The 17,835-nt window shown below is 71.8% G+C and carries 15 protein-coding genes, 1 pseudogene and 1 riboswitch; of the genes and pseudogenes, 6 read left to right on the top strand and 10 right to left on the bottom strand.

Going from position 1 to position 17,835, the window contains the following annotated elements; genetic code table 11:
* Positions 1–21: 21 nt before the first annotated feature.
* Positions 22–915 (bottom strand): NADP-dependent oxidoreductase, encoded by an 894-nt coding sequence (locus tag CCN72_RS07050; protein ID WP_086806767.1) that lies wholly within the window; start codon positions 913–915, stop codon positions 22–24.
* 70 nt (positions 916–985) lie between these two features.
* Here CCN72_RS07050 and CCN72_RS07045 point away from each other — a divergent pair, with 70 nt between their 5' ends.
* Positions 986–1,591 (top strand): TetR/AcrR family transcriptional regulator, encoded by a 606-nt coding sequence (locus tag CCN72_RS07045; RefSeq protein ID WP_086806766.1) that lies wholly within the window; start codon positions 986–988, stop codon positions 1,589–1,591.
* Between the two features lie 140 nt (positions 1,592–1,731).
* On the opposite strand, the gene CCN72_RS07040 is transcribed toward CCN72_RS07045, so the two are convergent.
* Positions 1,732–2,412 carry a class I SAM-dependent methyltransferase gene (locus CCN72_RS07040; protein ID WP_086806786.1) on the bottom strand — a complete coding sequence of 227 codons (681 nt, stop codon included), beginning with the start codon at positions 2,410–2,412 and terminating at the stop codon, positions 1,732–1,734.
* Positions 2,413–2,629: 217 nt separating this feature from the next.
* Positions 2,630–2,995 (bottom strand): annotated as a pseudogene (locus CCN72_RS07035) (Fe-Mn family superoxide dismutase); the annotation flags it as partial.
* Here CCN72_RS07035 and CCN72_RS07030 point away from each other — a divergent pair.
* On the top strand, positions 2,889–3,347 hold the full coding sequence (locus tag CCN72_RS07030; protein WP_341868864.1) for a Fur family transcriptional regulator: 459 nt from the start codon (positions 2,889–2,891) through the stop codon (positions 3,345–3,347). The pseudogene CCN72_RS07035 and the gene CCN72_RS07030 overlap by 107 nt on opposite strands.
* 48 nt (positions 3,348–3,395) lie before the next feature.
* Here CCN72_RS07030 and cobN read toward each other — a convergent pair whose 3' ends face one another.
* Positions 3,396–7,025, bottom strand: coding sequence for a cobaltochelatase subunit CobN (gene cobN, locus CCN72_RS07025; protein WP_086806765.1), 3,630 nt, complete (start codon positions 7,023–7,025; stop codon positions 3,396–3,398).
* An 86-nt stretch (positions 7,026–7,111) separates the two neighbouring features.
* Positions 7,112–7,187, bottom strand: a riboswitch (cobalamin riboswitch).
* Positions 7,188–7,277: 90 nt separating this feature from the next.
* On the opposite strand from cobN, the gene CCN72_RS07020 reads away from it, so the two are divergent.
* Genes CCN72_RS07020 through CCN72_RS07010 form a run of 3 tightly spaced genes read left to right on the top strand, consistent with a single transcriptional unit; the run spans position 7,278 to position 10,725 of the window.
* Positions 7,278–8,573, top strand: coding sequence for a nitrite/sulfite reductase (locus tag CCN72_RS07020; RefSeq protein WP_086806764.1), 1,296 nt, complete (start codon positions 7,278–7,280; stop codon positions 8,571–8,573).
* Positions 8,570–9,241, top strand: coding sequence for a precorrin-8X methylmutase (locus CCN72_RS07015; protein WP_202442358.1), 672 nt, complete (start codon positions 8,570–8,572; stop codon positions 9,239–9,241). Before CCN72_RS07020 ends, CCN72_RS07015 begins: the two co-directional genes overlap by 4 nt.
* On the top strand, positions 9,238–10,725 hold the full coding sequence (locus tag CCN72_RS07010; protein ID WP_086806763.1) for a precorrin-2 C(20)-methyltransferase: 1,488 nt from the start codon (positions 9,238–9,240) through the stop codon (positions 10,723–10,725). The genes CCN72_RS07015 and CCN72_RS07010 overlap by 4 nt, the downstream gene beginning before the upstream one ends.
* 43 nt (positions 10,726–10,768) lie before the next feature.
* Here the strand turns inward: CCN72_RS07010 and nicT are convergent, their stop codons facing one another.
* Positions 10,769–11,938: a Nickel transporter NicT gene (nicT, locus tag CCN72_RS07005; protein ID WP_208637934.1), complete on the bottom strand. Its 1,170-nt coding sequence runs from the start codon at positions 11,936–11,938 to the stop codon at positions 10,769–10,771.
* Positions 11,939–12,047: 109 nt separating this feature from the next.
* On the bottom strand, positions 12,048–12,812 hold the full coding sequence (locus CCN72_RS07000; RefSeq protein WP_086806762.1) for a cobalt-precorrin-6A reductase: 765 nt from the start codon (positions 12,810–12,812) through the stop codon (positions 12,048–12,050).
* Positions 12,813–12,831: 19 nt separating this feature from the next.
* On the opposite strand from CCN72_RS07000, the gene CCN72_RS06995 reads away from it, so the two are divergent.
* Complete coding sequence (locus CCN72_RS06995; RefSeq protein ID WP_086806761.1) at positions 12,832–14,007, top strand: cobalt-precorrin-5B (C(1))-methyltransferase; 1,176 nt, start codon at positions 12,832–12,834, stop codon at positions 14,005–14,007.
* A 9-nt stretch (positions 14,008–14,016) separates the two neighbouring features.
* On the opposite strand, the gene CCN72_RS06990 is transcribed toward CCN72_RS06995, so the two are convergent.
* The 4 genes from CCN72_RS06990 to cobM form a co-directional block, all read right to left on the bottom strand.
* Positions 14,017–15,021, bottom strand: a complete 1,005-nt coding sequence (locus CCN72_RS06990) for an ABC transporter substrate-binding protein (RefSeq protein WP_086806760.1) — start codon at positions 15,019–15,021, stop codon at positions 14,017–14,019.
* 9 nt (positions 15,022–15,030) lie between these two features.
* A complete protein-coding gene (locus CCN72_RS06985) occupies positions 15,031–15,798 on the bottom strand; it encodes an ABC transporter ATP-binding protein (protein WP_086806759.1) in 768 nt (255 codons plus the stop codon).
* A gap of 2 nt (positions 15,799–15,800) precedes the next feature.
* Complete coding sequence (locus CCN72_RS06980; protein ID WP_086806758.1) at positions 15,801–16,856, bottom strand: FecCD family ABC transporter permease; 1,056 nt, start codon at positions 16,854–16,856, stop codon at positions 15,801–15,803.
* A gap of 259 nt (positions 16,857–17,115) precedes the next feature.
* Positions 17,116–17,835: precorrin-4 C(11)-methyltransferase (gene cobM, locus CCN72_RS06975; protein WP_107430076.1), on the bottom strand; the 720-nt coding region annotated here is incomplete at its 5' end.

The following is a 17,835-nucleotide window of genomic DNA, read 5'->3' as shown; positions in this document are numbered from 1 at the left end:
CGCCGCTCACCCGGCCGGTTCTCAGACGACTATGACCCGGCGTCCACGCGTGTGGCCCGCCCGGCTGTCGATGTGTGCCGCGGCGGCCTCGGCGAGCGGGTACGCCTTCTCGACCGGGATGTGGAGCCTCCCCCGCGAGATGAGGTCGGCGGCCGCGGCGAGCGCGTCCGGTACGCTCCCGGCCACGCCGGAGAACCGGACGCCGAACTCCGGCGCGCCGAGATCGGCGATGGAGACGACCTTCCTCGGGTCGCCGACCAGTTCGACGAGCTCGCGGAGCACACCCGAGCCGGCCAGATCGAGGGCCGCGTCGACGGGGCCGAGCCGTCGTACCCGCTCGACCCAGCCCTCGCCGTACGTCGTGGCGCGGGCGCCCAGGCCGCGCAGATAGTCCTGGTTCGCGGCCCCGGCGGTGCCGATCACCCTGATGCCGCGGTCGCGGGCGATCTGCAGCACCGCCGAGCCGACTCCCCCGGACGCACCGCTGACCAGCAGCGTCTGCCCGGGCTGTACACCGACCTCGCGCACGATGCGCAGCGCGGTCTCCACCACGGAGGGATAGCCGGCCGCCTCCTCGAACGTCAGGCCCTCGGGCATCCGGGCCCAGGCCGACAGCACGGCGAACTCGGCGTAGGTACTGGAGCCTTCGCCGAACACATGGTCACCGATCTCGACTCCTTCGACGCCCTCGCCCACCTCGTCCACCACCCCGGCGGCGTCCAGCCCGACCCCGGAGGGCAACTCGGTGGGGTGGGCCCCCAGTTTCTGACCCTCACGGATCCTCCAGTCGACGGGGTTCACACCCGCCGCCCGTACGGCGATGCGTATCCGGCCGGGGCCCGCGTGGGGCTCCTCGGCGTCCGTGAGGCGCAGGACGTCCGGACCGCCGAACTCGGCGAAGCTCACTTTCTTCATACGGCGAACCGTAGCACTAACGGTTAGTGTTTTGGAGCTGGTTTGGATTCGTATCTGATAGTGTCACGGCATGACCGTGCCGCTCGGACGCCGTGAACGCAAGAAGGCCGCGACTCGCCAGAAGATCGCCGACACCGCTCTCCGGCTCTTCCTTGAGCGGGGGTACGAGGCGGTGGGGATCCGTGATGTGGCCGCTGAGGCCGATGTGGCCGTCACCACGCTCTTCTCCCACTTCGCCTCGAAAGAGGCCCTGGTGTTCGAGCGGGACGACGACTTCGAGCAGCGCCTCACCGGCGCGGTCACCGACCGGGCGCCGGGCGAGCCGCTCGTCCCCGCGCTGCGCCGTGAGGTCCGGTCGATGGTCCGGCATTGCACGGCGGACGGCGCCGCCCCGATCTTTCGCATGATCGACGGGTCTCCCGCCCTGCGGGAGTACGAGGAGTCGATGCGGCTGCGGCACGCGGAGTCGCTGGCGGCGGCCATCGGAGCCGATCCCGGCCTCTCACGGGGCACGACGGCGGACCGGGCGATGGCGAGGTTCGTGATCGACGCCTACGCGCTGGCCCGTGCGGCGTCCGACCCGGACACCGCGCTGGACGAGATCTTCCGGATGATCGAAGCGGCCTGGGCCGTCGCCCGCCCCTCCGGCGACTCCACCGGCGAGGCGGGACTCTGAATCAGGGACTCCGCGTCAGGGGTCCGAGTCAGGGTCTCCGAGTCAGGGCTCGGCCCCGCCGGACGCTCACCCGTCCGGGAGGCCGCCGCCAGGAGGCGTAACTCACCCGTCCGGAGAGTCGTCGCCAGGGGCGTACTGCTTCAGCGCAGTCGTCGCACGCGCAGCACCAGGTCGTCGGCGTGGTGGGCGCCGGCGCCGCCGTCGGGTGCCACGCGGGGGCGCTGCTCGTCCACCTCCACCTCCCAGTCGCCGTCGAGCAGTTCGGCGACCGTCGAGGGCCAGACGTAGTCGGCCGGGTCGAAGCCGTTCTCCTGCGCCTGCTTGGCGTCCACCCCCGCGTGGTGCACGAACAGCAGCACACCGCCGGGCGCGACGGCCGCGAGCAGCGCCCGCTCGGCCGCGGCGTCGGGGGTGCGCAGCAGGGCCGGGTACTGCGCGGAGACCAGGTCGAAGGAGGCCGGCGGGAGTGCGGCCTCGGTGAGTGCGGCATGGACCCAGTGGACGGTGAGTCCGGCGTCGTGTGCGTGCCCGGCCGCTCGTGCCAGCGCCACGCCGGAGACCTCCAGCGCGGTCACGTCCCAGCCGGCGCGCGCGAGCCAGACGGCGTCGGCGCCCTCGCCGCAGCCGACGTCGAGCACCCGCCCCGGGGTGAGTCCGGTGGCCTCGGCCACGAGCGCGCCGTTGGGCCGGCCGCTCCACAGTTGTGTCCGGTCGGCGTACCGCCGGTCCCACTCCGCCCGCAGCGCGGGGTCTCCGATGTATGCGCCGATGGGCGAGGGAGTGTCGGACGTGGGCGAGCCTGCTGCGATGTCGTTGGTCACGGGCCCACGGTCGCCCACCACGTCGCGGTCACACCACTTCTCTTGCCGGTCCGGCAAAACAGGGTCCCTCATCGGTATCGCGTGGCCCTCACCTGCCACGGCCGCCGCACGGAAGGGCCCCCACGAGCGGTGCGCTCGCGGGGGCCCTTCGTTGTGCGCCTGCCCGGTGAAAGGTTGAGAAGACGATCACGAGCAGGACATCTGCGTGACCAGGACGTCACGGGTTGAGCAGCAGGCTGTCGCCGCGCTCCTTGGCGGCGGCATAGCGCTTGGCCACGTCCTGCCGGTTGACGACGGCCCACATGGCGTCGATGAAGTCGACCTTCTGGTTCTTGTACTGGAGGTAGAAGGCCTGGGCCTTGAAGCCGGCGAAGGAGCCGAAGGAGTCGGTGATCGCGTCGGCCAGGTCACCGACGCCGTCCTGGGCGAGGGGCTCGCCGCCGCCGTCCTTCGGACCGGTCATGTTCTGCCAGTAGATGCTGTGCAGGATGTGCCCGGAGAGGTGGAAGGCCAGGTTCTTCTCCAGGCCGTTGATCGACCCCCACGTCTCCTTGTCCCGCGCCTCGGCTACGGCCAGCAGGCTGTGTACCCTGAGGCTGCTGGCCACGTCCGGGCAGCATTACTCCTCCGCCGAAGTCTGCGCCGCGCTTCAGGAACGGGGTCTGTCGTTCGATCAGGCGACCGTCTACCGCACTCTGGAGACCTTCACGGACGTGGGTCTGGCGCACGCCGTGCACGGTCCCGGTCCCAAACGCCATGGCGTCAGTTCCGAACCGCACCACCACGCCGTGTGCGAGGAGTGCGGTCACGTGCAGGATCTGGCGATCGCCGACATGGGGGAGGCCGTGGAACGGATCACTCGTCTGACAGGACTGCGCGCCGGCACAGGGGGCTCACTGCTGCTCTACGGCCGATGTGTCCGGTGCAGCCCGTAGTCAGGTGCCGGCCGAGCCGGCACCCCGCACACAACCTCGGCGGACGCGTCATCCGTCGCCCTCCAGGTTGCCCTCGGTCTCCAGGTACACCTGCCGCAGTTCCGCCAGCAGCGCCGGATCCGGCTTCGCCCACATCCCCCGTGACTCCGCCTCCAGCAACCGCTCGGCGATGCCGTGCAGGGCCCAGGGGTTGGCCTGCTGGAGGAACGCGCGATTCACGGGGTCCAGGACGTACGTCTCGGTGAGCTTGTCGTACATCCAGTCGGCGACCACGCCGGTCGTGGCGTCGTAGCCGAACAGATAGTCCACGGTGGCGGCGAGTTCGAAGGCCCCCTTGTAGCCGTGGCGGCGCATCGCCTCGATCCACTTGGGATTGACCACGCGCGCCCGGAAGACACGGGAGGTCTCCTCGACGAGGGTGCGGGTGCGAACGGTCTCCGGGCGGGTGGAGTCGCCGATGTACGCCTCGGGCGCGGTGCCGCGCAGGGCACGGACGGTGGCGACCATGCCGCCGTGGTACTGGAAGTAGTCGTCGGAGTCAGCGATGTCGTGCTCTCGGGTGTCGGTGTTCTTCGCCGCGACCGCGATCCGCCGGTACGCCGTCTCCATCTCCTCGCGGGCCGGGCGGCCGTCGAGCTCGCGGCCGTAGGCGTACCCGCCCCACACCGTGTAGACCTCGGCGAGGTCGGCGTCGGTGCGCCAGTCGCGGGAGTCGATGAGCTGGAGCAGCCCGGCGCCGTACGTTCCGGGGCGGGAGCCGAAGATGCGGGTGGTGGCGCGGCGTTCGTCGCCGTGCGCCGCCATGTCTGCCTCGACATGGGCGCGTACGTGGTTGGTCCCGGCCGGTTCGTCCAGGGAGGCGGCCAGGCGTACGGCGTCGTCAAGGAGGCCGATGGTGTGCGGGAAGGCATCGCGGAAGAAGCCGGAGATGCGCAGCGTGACGTCGATGCGGGGGCGGCCCAGTTCCTCCTGCGAAACGGCTTCCAGGCCGGTGACGCGGCGGGAGGCGTCGTCCCAGACCGGGCGGATGCCGAGCAGGGCGAGGGCTTCGGCCACGTCGTCGCCGGCGGTGCGCATGGCGCTGGTGCCCCACAGGGACAGGCCGACGGAGACGGGCCAGTCGCCGTTGTCGGCGCGGTAGCGCTCCAGGAGGGATTCGGCGAGGGCCTGGCCGGTTTCCCAGGCCAGGCGGGAGGGCACCGCCTTGGGGTCGACGGAGTAGAAGTTGCGGCCGGTCGGCAGGACGTTGACGAGGCCGCGCAACGGGGATCCGGAGGGGCCCGCGGGGACGAAGCCGCCGGCCAGTGCGTGCACCGTGTGATCGAGTTCGGCGGTGGTCGCCGCGAGGCGCGGGACCACCTCGCGGGCGGCGAACTCCAGGATGGCCCGGACCTGTTCGCCGTGCTCGGTGGGGGCGGCGGCCGGGTCCCAGTCCGCGTCCTGCATCGCTTGGACCAGGGCACGGGCCTGCTCTTCGGCGCTGTCAGCCGTTGTACGGGTGGCGGAGGACTCGTCCAGGCCGAGGGCCTCGCGCAGGCCGGGCAGCGCCTTGGCGCCGCCCCAGATCTGGCGGGCGCGGAGGATGGCGAGGACGAGGTTGACGCGGTCGGCGCCGGTGGGCGGGCTACCGAGGATGTGAAGGCCGTCGCGGATCTGGGCGTCCTTGATCTCGCAGAGCCAGCCGTCGACGTGGAGAAGGAAGTCGTCGAAGCCGTCGTCGTCGGGGCGGTCCGCCATGCCGAGGTCGTGGTCCAGTTTCGCCGCCTGGATCAGGGTCCAGATCTGGGCGCGGATGGCGGGCAGCTTGGCCGGGTCCATGGAGGCGATCTGGGCGTACTCGTCGAGGAGTTGTTCCAGGCGCGCGATGTCGCCGTACGAGTCGGCGCGGGCCATCGGCGGGACGAGGTGGTCGACGAGGGTTGCGTGCACGCGGCGCTTGGCCTGGGTGCCCTCGCCGGGGTCATTGACCAGGAAGGGGTAGATCAGCGGGAGGTCGCCGAGGGCGGCGTCGGGGCCGCAGGCGGCGGACAGGCCGGCGTTCTTGCCCGGCAGCCACTCCAGGTTGCCGTGCTTGCCGAGGTGGATCATCGCGTCCGCTCCGAAGCCGCCCTCCGACTGGGGGGCGGCGATCCAGCGGTAGGCGGCCAGGTAGTGGTGGGAGGGCGGCAGGTCCGGGTCGTGGTAGATGGCGATCGGGTTCTCGCCGAAGCCACGCGGGGGCTGGATGAGGACGAGCAGGTTGCCGAAGCGCAGGGCCGCGAGGACGATGTCGCCGTCCTTGTCGCGGCTGTGGTCGACGAACATCTCGCCGGGCGCCGGGCCCCAGTGTTCCTCCACCGCCGCGCGCAGTTCCTTCGGCAGGGTGGCGAACCAGCGTCGGTAGTCGGCCGCGGGGACCCGTACCGGGTTGCGGGCGAGCTGTTCCTCGGTGAGCCAGTCCTGGTCGTGGCCGCCCGCCTCGATGAGCGCGCGGATCAGCTCGTCGCCGTCGCCGGAGGCCAGGCCGGGGACGTCCGTCACGGAGCCGAAGTCGTAGCCCTCGTCGCGCAGGCGTCCGAGCAGGGCGATGGCGCTGGCGGGGGTGTCCAGGCCCACCGCGTTGCCGATCCGGGAATGCTTGGTGGGGTACGCCGACAGGACGAGGGCCAGACGCTTGCGCGCCGGTGGGATGTGGCGAAGGCGGGCGTGGCGTACGGCGATTCCGGCGACCCTGGCCGCCCGCTCGGGGTCGGCGACGTAGGCCGGGAGGCCGTCGGCGTCGATCTCCTTGAAGGAGAACGGCACCGTGATCAGACGGCCGTCGAACTCGGGGACCGCGATCTGGCTGGCCGCGTCCAGCGGCGAGACGCCCTCGTCGCTCGCCGCCCAGGCCGTGCGGGAGCCGGTCAGGCACAGGGCCTGGAGGATGGGGACGTCGAGGCCGGTGAGCGCGCCCGCGTCCCAGGACTCGTCGTCACCGCCGGCCGATGCCTCGGCGGGCCTGGTACCTCCGGCCGCCAGGACCGTGGTGACGATGGCGTCGGCGGCCCCGAGTGCGGCGATCAGTTCCGGCTCGGGCGCCCGCAGAGAGGCGACGTACAGGGGCAGCGCCCGGCCGCCCGCTTCCTCGACGGCGTCGCACAGGGCATGGACGAAAGCCGTGTTGCCGCTCATGTGGTGAGCGCGGTAGTAGAGCACGGCGACGGTCGGGCCGTCGGCCGGCCGATCCGGGCGCTTCAGCGGGCCCCAGGCGGGAGCGGGCGCCGGCGCGTCGAAGCCGTGACCGGTGAGCAGGACGGTGTCCGAGAGGAACCGCGCGAGCTGTTCGAGGTTGGCGGGGCCGCCGTGCGCGAGATAGGCGTGGGCCTCCGCGGCGATGCCGACGGGGACGGTGGAGGCGGCCATCAGCTGGGCGTCGGGAGCCTGTTCACCGGTCAGGACGACCACCGGTCGCCCGTCCGCCAGCAACAGGTCGATGCCGTCCTGCCAAGCACGGATGCCGCCCAGCAGACGTACCACCACCAGGTCGACGCCTTCGAGCAGGACCGGGAGGTCGTCCAGGGCGAGGCGGGCGGGGTTGGCGAAGCGGTAGCCGACCGGGCCGCCGGCCGCGCGGGCGCTGAGCAGATCGGTGTCGGACGTCGACAGGAGCAGGATCTCCTGGGCGGGCGGGACTCGCTCCCCGGACGAAGTGGGCATACGTCGTCTGGCCTTCCTCGGGGTCCGCGCCCCGGGCGGTGTGGGAATGGGTCTCTCCCCCGGCGCAAGCCGAAGGCGAGGGAAGGGAGTTCCTGGCTCATCCGGCCTGGCGGGGCCGAATTCACAGTGGCGGGACCGCGCCGGATTCGCACCGGCTTCCTCTCGTGTCGCCGTGGTGGCGGTTCGTGGATCAGGTGATCCACTGTGCAGCATAGTAAGGGTCGTCGGACCAACGCGGGGCATACATTGCTGATGATCGTAGGTATGCTCACCGCCATGCCAACGGCAGCCCTTCCCCCATCGCCCCAGGTCGCACCGGCCGCGCGGGGCCGCGGCGATGTCTGCCCCGGAGCGCTGCGTCTGCACACGGCGGACGATGGCGCCCTTGCCCGTATCCGGCTTCCCGGCGGAATCCTGACCACCGGGCAGGCGGAGGCGCTCGGCCATGCCGCCCGGCGGCTGGGCGACGGCGACCTGCATCTGACATCGCGTGGCAATGTGCAGTTGCGTGGTTTGGCGGCCGGGTGCGGCGGGGAGTTGGCGGAGGCGTTGGACGCGGTCGGCCTGCTGCCCTCGCGCGAGCACGAGCGGGTGCGCAACATCGTCGCCTCTCCCCTGTCCGGCCTCGACGGTGGGGGCTCACGAGACGTACGCCCCTGGCTGACGGCCCTGGACGCCGCGTTGTGCGCGAGCGATGCCGCCAGGGGTCTGTCGGGCCGGTTCCTGTTCGCCCTGGACGACGGGCGCGGTGATGTGGCCGGCCTCGGCGCGGACGTCTTGGTGCGCGCGACCGAGGACGGCGGAGCGTGGCTCACCCCCGGGTCGGTGCGGGTGGCTGCCGCCGACGCACCACGCGCGGCGCTGATGGCCGCCGAGACCTTCCTGGAGGCCGCGCGGTCGCACGCGGCACGCACCTGGAGGGTGTCCGACCTTCCCTTGCGGGAAGGCGAGTTGGACCGCCTGGTCCGTGACCGGCTGACGACCGAGGGTATCGAGCAGAACGACCGTCCCGAGCCGGTCGGTTCGGCCGACGGACCGCCCCCGGGAGCCGTGGGCGGAGCCCTGTCCGTACACGTTCCCCTGGGACGGCTCTCGGCCCTCCAGTGGGAGGCGTTGGCGGTTGCCGCGGACACCGAGCTGCGGCTGACCCCCTGGCGTGGCGTGGTCGTCCCCATCGCGGGCGCCATCGCCGCGCGGGGCGTCGAGTCGCTCGGACGTCTCCGTGACGCCGGGCTGGTCACCGACCCCGCGTCGTCCTGGCTCCGCGTGGGCGCCTGCGTCGGCCGCCCCGGATGCGCCAAGGCACACGGCGACGTACGGGCGGACGCGGCGCGGGCGTTGGAGGCGACGGGCCGCTCCGCCCTCCCCCTGTACTGGTCCGGTTGCGAACGGCGCTGTGGGCATCCTCGTGGTGCCCATGTCGATGTGCTCGCGATTCCGGACGGCGGGTACCGCCTGTCGGCGACCACGACGGACGGCAGTACGCGCACCGCGTCCGCAGCAGGCCCTGCCCGGATGGGCGCCGCCCTGGCGGCGATCACCTCATGATCCGCAAGACGACCGAGAGCAGTGAGAAGAACACCGTGACCACCCACGTCTACGAGAAGGACGGGGCGGCGATCTACCGCCAGTCCTTCGCCACCATCCGCGCCGAAGCGGACCTCACCGCTCTGCCCGCCGACGTCAGCCAGGTCGCGGTGCGCATGATCCACGCCTGCGGGATGGTCGACCTCGTCAAGGACCTGGCACACACACCCGCCGTGGTCGCCCGGGCCCGCGAGGCACTGCGGGCCGGCGCGCCGATCTTCTGCGACGTGCAGATGGTGGCCAGCGGTGTGACCCGTAAGCGGCTGCCTGCCGCCAACGACGTGCTCTGCACGTTGTCCGACCCGGCCGTCCCGGAACTGGCCGCCACGATGGGCACCACGCGCAGCGCCGCCGCGCTGGAGCTGTGGCGTGACCGGCTGGAGGGTGCGGTCGTCGCCGTCGGCAACGCTCCCACCGCGCTCTTCCGCCTCCTGGAGATGATCGAGGAGGGCGGTCCGCGGCCCGCCGCCGTCATCGGCGTTCCGGTCGGTTTCGTCGGCGCGGCCGAGTCCAAGGATGCCCTGGCCGCGCATCCTTCCGGCCTTGAGCACCTGGTGGTGCGCGGCCGCCGCGGTGGCAGTGCCATCGCCGCCGCCGCGCTCAACGCGATCGCGAGTGAGGAAGAGTGAGCGGCAAGCTGTACGGGGTCGGCCTCGGCCCCGGTGATCCTTCCCTGATGACCGTACGGGCCGTCGAGGTGATCGCCGAGGCCGATGTGCTCGCGTACCACAGCGCCCGGCACGGCCGGTCCATCGCGCGCTCGATCGCGGCGAAGCACATCCGCGCCGACCACATCGAGGAGCCGCTGGTCTACCCGGTCACGACGGAGACCACCGACCACCCGGGCGGCTACAAGGGCGCGATGGAGGAGTTCTACACCGAGGCGGCCGCCCTGCTGGCGGCCCATCTCGACGCCGGCCGTACGGTGGCCGTGCTCGCCGAGGGGGATCCGCTCTTCTACGGCTCGTACATGCACATGCACAAGCGGCTCGCCGACCGCTACGACACCGAGGTCGTCCCCGGGGTCACCTCCGTGTCGGCCGCCGCGGCCCGTCTGGGCGCACCGCTCGCCGAGGGTGAGGAGGTGCTGACGATCCTGCCGGGCACCCTGCCGGAGGAGGAGCTGACCGCCCGGCTGGCCGCCACGGACGTGGCGGTGGTGATGAAGCTCGGGCGCAGCTTCCCCAAGGTCCGGCGCGCGCTGGAGGGTTCGGGGCGGCTGGGTGAGGCCCGGTACGTGGAGCGGGCCACCATGAGCGGGGAGCGCGTCGCCGAACTGGCCGATGTGGAAGCCGAGTCGGTGCCGTACTTCTCGGTGGCCGTGCTGCCGAGTCAGGTGGACGCCGAACGGCCCGTGCGGGAGTACGGCGAGGTGGTCGTGGTCGGAACGGGTCCCGCCGGTCCGCTGTGGCTGACGCCCGAGACGCGGGGCGCGCTGGCCGCCGCCGACGATCTGGTCGGCTACACCACCTACCTCGACCGGGTCCCCCGGCGGCCGGGCCAGATCCGGCACGGCTCGGACAACCGGGTCGAGGCCGAGCGCGCCGAGTTCGCCCTGCAACTGGCGCAGCGGGGACGCCGGGTGGCCGTGGTCTCGGGCGGCGACCCGGGCGTCTTCGCGATGGCCACGGCCGTTCTGGAGGTGGCCTCGCAGGACGCGTACAAGGACGTGCCGGTGCGTGTGCTGCCCGGCGTGACCGCCGCGAACGCCGCCGCGGCGCGGGCCGGGGCTCCCCTCGGCCACGACTACGCGGCCGTCTCCCTCTCCGACCGGCTCAAGCCGTGGGAGGTCATCGCGGAGCGGTTGCGGGCGGCGGCCTCGGCGGACCTGGTGCTGGCCCTGTACAACCCCGGCTCGCGCAGCCGGACCTGGCAGGTGGGCAAGGCGCGCGAACTGCTGCTGGAGCACCGGGCACCGGCTACGCCGGTGGTGGTCGCCCGGGACGTGGGCGGCCCCGGAGAGCGGGTGCGGATCGTACGGCTGGACGAGTTGGACCCCGCCGAGGTCGACATGCGCACGATCCTGCTGGTCGGCTCCTCGCAGACACAGGTGGTACGGCGGGGTGCGGGCGAGGAGATCGTCTGGACACCGCGCCGGTATCCGGAGGTCTGAGGATGAGCGGTGCCACGGGCTGCCCGCGGCACCGCCTCCTGTGCTACTCGCCGTGTTCCGCGGCCGTGGCCGGGCGGGCCAGACCCGCCGTCCACTTCTCCTCGATGCGGCCGAACTTCCACACCAGCAGGGCGACGGCCCAGGTGGCGAAGAACAGGCCGACGATGACGTAGCCGATGATGTTGAGGTCGAGGCCGGAGACCCAGTCCCAGAACGCGCCGTGCAGGTCCGCCTTCTCGGCGACCAGGCCGAGGAGTTCGACGGTGCCGATGATGAGCGCCACGGCGACGGACAGGCCGGTGATGGTGAGGTTGTAGTAGACCTTGCGGACCGGCTTGGAGAACGCCCAGCCGTAGGCGAAGTTCATGAACGAGCCGTCGATGGTGTCCAGCAGCGACATCCCGGCCGCGAACAGCACCGGCAGGGTGAGGATCGCGTACCAGGGCAGTCCGGAGGCGGCGCCGGAGCCGGCGAGGACCAGCAGGGCGATCTCGGTCGCGGTGTCGAAGCCGAGCCCGAACAGGACACCCAGCGGGTACATCTGCCAGGGCTTGGTGATCGACTTCATCAGGCGGCCCAGCAGGCGGTTCATGAAGCCGCGGTTGTTGAGCTGCTCCTCCAGGGCGGCCTCGTCGAAGTGGCCGGTGCGCATCTGCCGGAAGACCTTCCAGATGCCCACCATGATCAGCAGATTGATGATCGCGATGACGTAGAGGAAGGTCCCGGAGACGGTGGTGCCGATCCAGCCGGTGACGTTGTGCAGGGACGAGTCGTCGTTCTCGACGGGGCCGGCCAGCGCCTTCACGCCCAGGGAGAGCAGGAAGGCGAGGGCGAAGACGATGGTGGAGTGGCCGAGGGAGAACCAGAAACCGACCGACAGCGGGCGCCGGCCTTCGTTCATCAGTTTGCGGGTGGTGTTGTCGATGGCGGCGATGTGGTCGGCGTCGAAGGCGTGACGCATGCCGAGGGTGTACGCGGTGACTCCGATGCCTATGCCGAAGGTCTTGGTGCCGAGGCTGTAGTGCTGGGGAGCGACGATCGCGACCAGCGTGAACCAGCCGATGATGTGCAGGGCCAGGATGAAGGCGGCCATGCCGCCGGCGCCGGCCCATTCCTTGCGGGTCATCGAGGTGCGGATGCGGTGCCACGAGATGCCGCGGCCGACGGCCGGAGCGGTCGGCCGTGCGGAGGCGGAATCAGGAGCGGTGGTCATGGGGCGTGACCCTTACTTCTCGGCGATCGGCTGTTTTCAGCCGCGTCTACCAGGTTTCTGCGCATGGGTTGCAGCTACAAGACGGCTGCAGCAAAGCCCGCATCAGGTTTCAGTCAATGACCGGAAAAGCTCCCTGGTGAAGGCGCCCGCGAACCCACTGGGCCGCTTTCTCGGGATCCGGCACCACGGGCACCCCCGCGGGGACCGGTGGTCTGCGGACCACGACGACGGGAAGCCCCTCCTCCCGGGCCGCGGTCAGTTTCGGCGCGGTGGCCGCCCCGCCGCTGTCCTTGGTGACGACGACGTCGATACGGTGGCGGCGCAGCAGTTCGCGCTCATGGTCGAGGGTGAAGGGGCCGCGGTCGAGCAGTACTTCCATGCGGGCCGGATGCGGTGGCTCGGGTGCGTCGACGGACCGTACGAGGAACCACAGGTCGTTCGAGCCCGCGAAGACCGCCAGGCCCATACGGCCGGTGGTCAGGAAGACGCGCCGGCCGAGCGCGGGCAGCGCCCGGGCGGCTTCCTCCAGCGAGCCCACCTCGTGCCACCGGTCGCCCTCGACGGGGACCCAGCCGGGCCGGCGCAGCGCGAGCAGGGGAACATGGGCGGCGGCAGCGGCCCGTGCCGCGTTGAAGCTGATCGTCCCCGCGAAGGGATGGGTGGCGTCGACGACCGCGTCGACGCCGTGCTCCCGCAGCCACGCCGCCAGTCCTTCCGCCCCGCCGAAGCCGCCGACGCGGGTCTGGCCGGGAGGCAGCCGGGGGCTGGCGACGCGGCCGGCGAGGGAGCTGGTCGGTCTCAGGCCGGGGGTGCCATGGAGAAGTTCGGCGAGGCGGCGGGCCTCCGTGGTGCCGCCGAGGATCAGTACGTGCATGAGAGTGTGGTTTCCGTTCATGGGGAGCAGTGAGGGCAGGGGCGTGGGGAAGGCGAGCGGTACGGGCGGGTCCCGGGTGACGGGTGAGGTGAAGGGCGGTCGCCGCGCCCAGCTGGAGCACACGGGGCTGCGCCACGGCTGGACCACGGGGGCCTGTGCGACGGCGGCCACGACGGCGGCGTACACCGCCCTGCTGACCGGTGAGTTTCCCGACCCGGTGACGATCACGCTGCCCAAGGGGCAGACTCCTTCGTTCGCGCTGGCCACCGAGGAACTGGCCTCCGGCTCCGCCATGGCGGGGATCGTGAAGGACGCGGGCGACGACCCCGACGTCACGCACGGCGCACTGATCCGGGCCACGGTACGGCGGCTGCCCGCGGGCAGCGGCGTCGTCTTCAAGGCGGGCCCCGGCGTGGGCACCGTCACCCGGCCGGGTCTTCCGCTGCCCGTCGGTGAGGCGGCCGTCAATCCTGTCCCCCGGCGGCTGATGAGCGAACACGTCGCCGAGGTCGCGGCCCGGCACGGAGGCGGCGGCGACGTGGAGATCACCGTCTCCGTCGACCACGGCGAGGAGATCGCCCGCTCCACCTGGAACCCCCGGCTCGGCATCCTGGGCGGCCTGTCCATCCTCGGCACCACGGGCATCGTCGTGCCGTACTCCTGCTCGGCCTGGATCGACTCCATCCGGCGGGGCGTGGACGTGGCCCGCGCGGCCGGGCGGACCCATGTCGCCGGCTGCACCGGGTCGACGTCCGAGAAGACGGTCGTCGCCGAGTACGGCCTGCCCGAGGACGCGCTGCTCGACATGGGCGACTTCGCGGGCGCCGTACTGAAGTACATCCGTCGGCACCCGGTGGACCGCCTCACGGTCTGCGGCGGCTTCGCCAAGCTCTCCAAGCTCGCGGCGGGCCATCTGGACCTGCACTCCGGCCGCTCCCAGGTCGACAAGGGTTTCCTGGCCGAACTGGCCCGCGGCGGCGGCGCGGACGAGTCACTCACTGCCCGGGTGGCTGCCGCCAACACCGGTCTCGCCGCACTGCAACTGTGCCAGGCGGCCGGAGTGCCGCTCGGCGACCTGGTGGCGCGGTTCGCCCGGGACGAGGCCCTGGCCGTGCTGCGCGGGGCGCCGGTCGCCGTGGACGTCATCTGCATCGACCGGGCCGGCACCGTAGTAGGGCGCAGTACGGTCCGCTGAGCCGCCGCGTCACCGGCCGGCCGGCACGGTCCGCAGATAGGCGCCGAGCCGTGCGATCGCCGACGGGTTACGGGGGCTTTCCACCAGGTCGGCGTAGTCCAGGGAGATGATCCGCCGGTGTGCGACGGCGGCGACATTCCGCAGCGGGGGGTAGGACAGCAGGAACTTCTTCTTCTGCTCGGCACTGACGTCGCCGTAGTCGCAGACGACGATGACGTCCGGGTTGCGCTGTACGACGCTCTCCCAGCCGACCGTGGTCCAGGAGTCCGCCAGGTCGTGCATGACGTTGACGCCGCCGGCCTCGGTGATGATCTGCTCCGGGGCAGCGTAGCGGCCGGCGGTGAAGGGCGTGTCCTGACCGCTGTCGTAGAGGAAGACCGAGGGACGGCCGGAGCCCTGGGGCGCCTTGGCCCGCACGTCCGCGATCTGCTTCTTGAAACCGGCGATCAGCGCGGCCGCACGCTTGTGGACACCGAAGAGCCTGCCGAGGTTGGTGAGGTCGGCGTACAGGGCGTCCAGAGGCGGCATGATGCCCCGGGCGGACTTCCCCCGGCCGTTGTGGCAGGACTCGGTGAGGATGTACGAGGCAATGCCCAGCTTCTTCAGGCCGTCGGGGGTGAAGCCGCCGTCCTCCCGGAAGCCGTAGTTCCAGCCGGCGAAGACGAGGTCGGCGCGGGCGTCGAGTACGTTCTCCTTGGTGAGCTGGTCCTTGGACAGCCACTTGACCTTGTCGTAGCCGTCCTTCCAGGGCACATCGCGCAGGTCGCCCTTGTCGTCGGGCATGGCGAAGCCGGCCATGCGGTCCTCCAGGCCCAGGGCGAACATCAGCTCCGTGATGCCGACGTCGTTGGTGACGACCCTCTCGGGAACCTTGTCGTAGGTCACCTGGCGACCGCAGTTGGTGAGGGTGACCGAGGACGAGGGCTTTGCGTCCTGGGCCCGTTCCACCGTCGCGCCGCATCCCGTGGCGGTCGCGGCGAGACAGAGGGCGGTGGCGAGAAGCTGCTTGCGCATGGTCGTCCTTCAGATGGTGGGCGGGAGCAGGTCGAACAGGAGTTGCACGGCATCCGTCTCGGGGTGCCGGACGGCGTGGGCCCGGACGCCGAACACCTTGGCCAGCAGCGGGGGTTCGAGGACGTCACGGGGTGGTCCGCAGGCAACGATCCGGCCGCCGTCGAGGACGTAGAGGACATCGCAGTGGGCCGCCGCCAGGTTGAGGTCGTGGAGGGCGGCCAGCACGGTCAGGCCGCTGGCTCGGACCAGGGACAGGATGTCCAACTGGTGGGCGATGTCGAGGTGGTTGGTGGGTTCGTCGAGGACCAGAATCCTCGGTTGCTGAGCCAGGGCCCGGGCGATGAGGACCCGCTGCTTCTCGCCGCCGGACAGGCTGAGGAGTCCGCGGTCGGCGAGGTGGGCGACGCCGGTGCGCTCCATCGCCCGGGCGCAGATCTCCCGGTCCGAGGCGGCCGTGCGGCCCTGGTGCGGCAGCCGGCCCATGGCGACGACCTCGGCGACGGTGAAGTCGAAGTCGGCGGAGGACTCCTGTGGCAGTGCGGCCAGCGCCCGGGCGGCGGCCCGGCCGTCCATGGCGTGCAGGTCGTCCCCGTCCAGCCGTACCGCTCCCCCGGCCGGCCGAAGTGCCCGGTACAGGGAGCGCATCAAGGTCGACTTGCCGCTGCCGTTCGGGCCGACGAGTCCGACGAACGCCCCGCTGTCCGCGGTGAGGGCGATGTGCTCGACCAGACGGACCCCGGCCGCCTCGATCGTCACGTCATCGATGTCGAGTCGCATGCTCAACGGCCTCCGAACGCATAGCCCGGCCGTCGCATCAGCAGCAGGAACGCGGGCACACCGACCATCGCGGTGATCACCCCGACCGGCAGCTCGGCGGGAGCGAACAGCCATCGGGACAGCAGGTCCGCCCATACCAGCAGCACGGCGCCCGCGAGCGGGGCGACCGCCAGTACCCGGCGGTGGTCGGCGCCGACCAGCATCCGTACGACGTGCGGCACCATCAGCCCAACGAACCCGATGGCTCCGCTGACCGCCACCACCGTCCCGGTCACGGCCGCGGTGACGAGGAACAGCTCCCGGCGCAGCCGAGCCGGTCCGACGCCGAGCGCGGCCGCGGTCTCGTCCCCCATGGCGAGCGCGTTGAGCGGCTCGGCCCGCCACCGCAGCCAGGCCCATCCCGCCGCGACGGTCACCGCGGCGAGCGGCAGTTGGGCCCAGGTGGCGCCGCCCAGGCTCCCCAGCAGCCACATCATCGCCGATCGGGCCGCCTCGCCCCGGGCCGCGCCGAACACCATGACCGTGGTGACGGCCTCGAATCCGTACGCCAGCGCCGTGCCGGTGAGGATCAGGCGCAGCGGCGTCAGGCCCCGCGGTGAACGGGCCACGGCGTACACCAGCGCCATGGCGGCGAGTGCCGAGGCGAACGCCGAAGCGGACAGCGCCCACACCCCGAGCCCGGCGAACGCTCCGAGGAGGATCACGGCGTTGGCACCCACCGCCGCGCCGGAGGAGATGCCGAGCACGAAGGGGTCGGCCAGCGCGTTGCGGACCATCGCCTGCACGGCCACTCCGACGGCCGCGAGCCCGGCTCCGACCACGGCGCCGAGCAGCACCCGCGGCAGCCGGATCTCCCAGACGATGGTGTAGGCGGCCTCGTCACGCGCGGGCACGGTGCCGCCGGTGAGTCCGGCCCACAGGAAGCGCAGCACCTCGGCCCGGCCGACACCGGCGGCCCCGAGTCCGACCCCGCTCACCAGGGACAGCAGGAGCAGCAGCGCCAGGGCCAGGCTGAGCGGCAGCACGGGTATGCGGCTGGGGGCCGTACTTCGGCGCACGGGAGAGACGTCCTTCACACGGGCCGCCTGCTGGACGTCGGGCAGGAGCGGTCCGGGCGGCCGATCAGGCGGCCCGGCCCCCTTCTCGCAGTCCACGGCGAGCAGTCAACGGGTCGATCCGCCCCCGCAGGCGATCGGGCTCGCACGACGACCGTCGGACCGGTCGTCGTGCACACCGTTGCGGGTCAGCGCCGGACTTCCACCGGACTTCCCCCACGGGAGGCAGGGGGAGCCTAACAAACGGCTCCCGCGGCTCTGTTCAGCACAGATGCCGCTCGCGTTCGGGCGAGTACAGATGACTGTCGCGGAACTGCTCCGCTCCCAGCGTCCGCCCCACCATGATCACCGCGGTGCGCAGGACGTCCGCCTCCTTCACCTTCTGGGCGATCTCGTCCAAGGCGCCCCTGATGATCAGCTCATCCGGGCGGGAGGCGTAGGCCACGACCGCGGCGGGACAGTCGGCGCCGTAGTGCGGGAGGAGTTCCGCCACCACACGGTCGATGTACTTGGCGGCCAGGTGCAGCACGATCAGCGCACCGCTGCGGCCGAGCGTCGCCAGGTCCTCGCCTTCCGGCATGGCGGTGGCGCGGTTGGCGACCCGGGTGAGGATGACGGTCTGGCCGACGGTGGGCACGGTCAGTTCGCGCTTGAGGGAGGCGGCCGCCGCTGCGAAGGCGGGGACACCGGGGACGACCTCATAGGGGACCCCGGCCGCGTCCAGTCGCCGCATCTGTTCGGCGACCGCGCTGAACACGGAGGGATCGCCGGAATGGAGCCGCGCCACGTCGTGCCCCTCCTCGTGGGCGCGGAGCAGCTCGGCGGTGATCTCGTCCAGGTCGAGCTGGGCGGTGTCCACCAGGCGGGCGTCCGGCGGGCATTCGGCCAGCAGTTTGCGGGGGACGAGGCTGCCCGCGTACAGACAGACCTGGCAGGCGGCGAGCTTCCGGGCGCCGCCGACCTGATCACGGTGCGCGGCGCC

The organism is Streptomyces murinus, from assembly GCF_002154555.1.
GTDB lineage: Bacteria > Actinomycetota > Actinomycetes > Streptomycetales > Streptomycetaceae > Streptomyces > Streptomyces murinus.
This window is presented reverse-complemented; position numbering and strand designations above follow the sequence as displayed.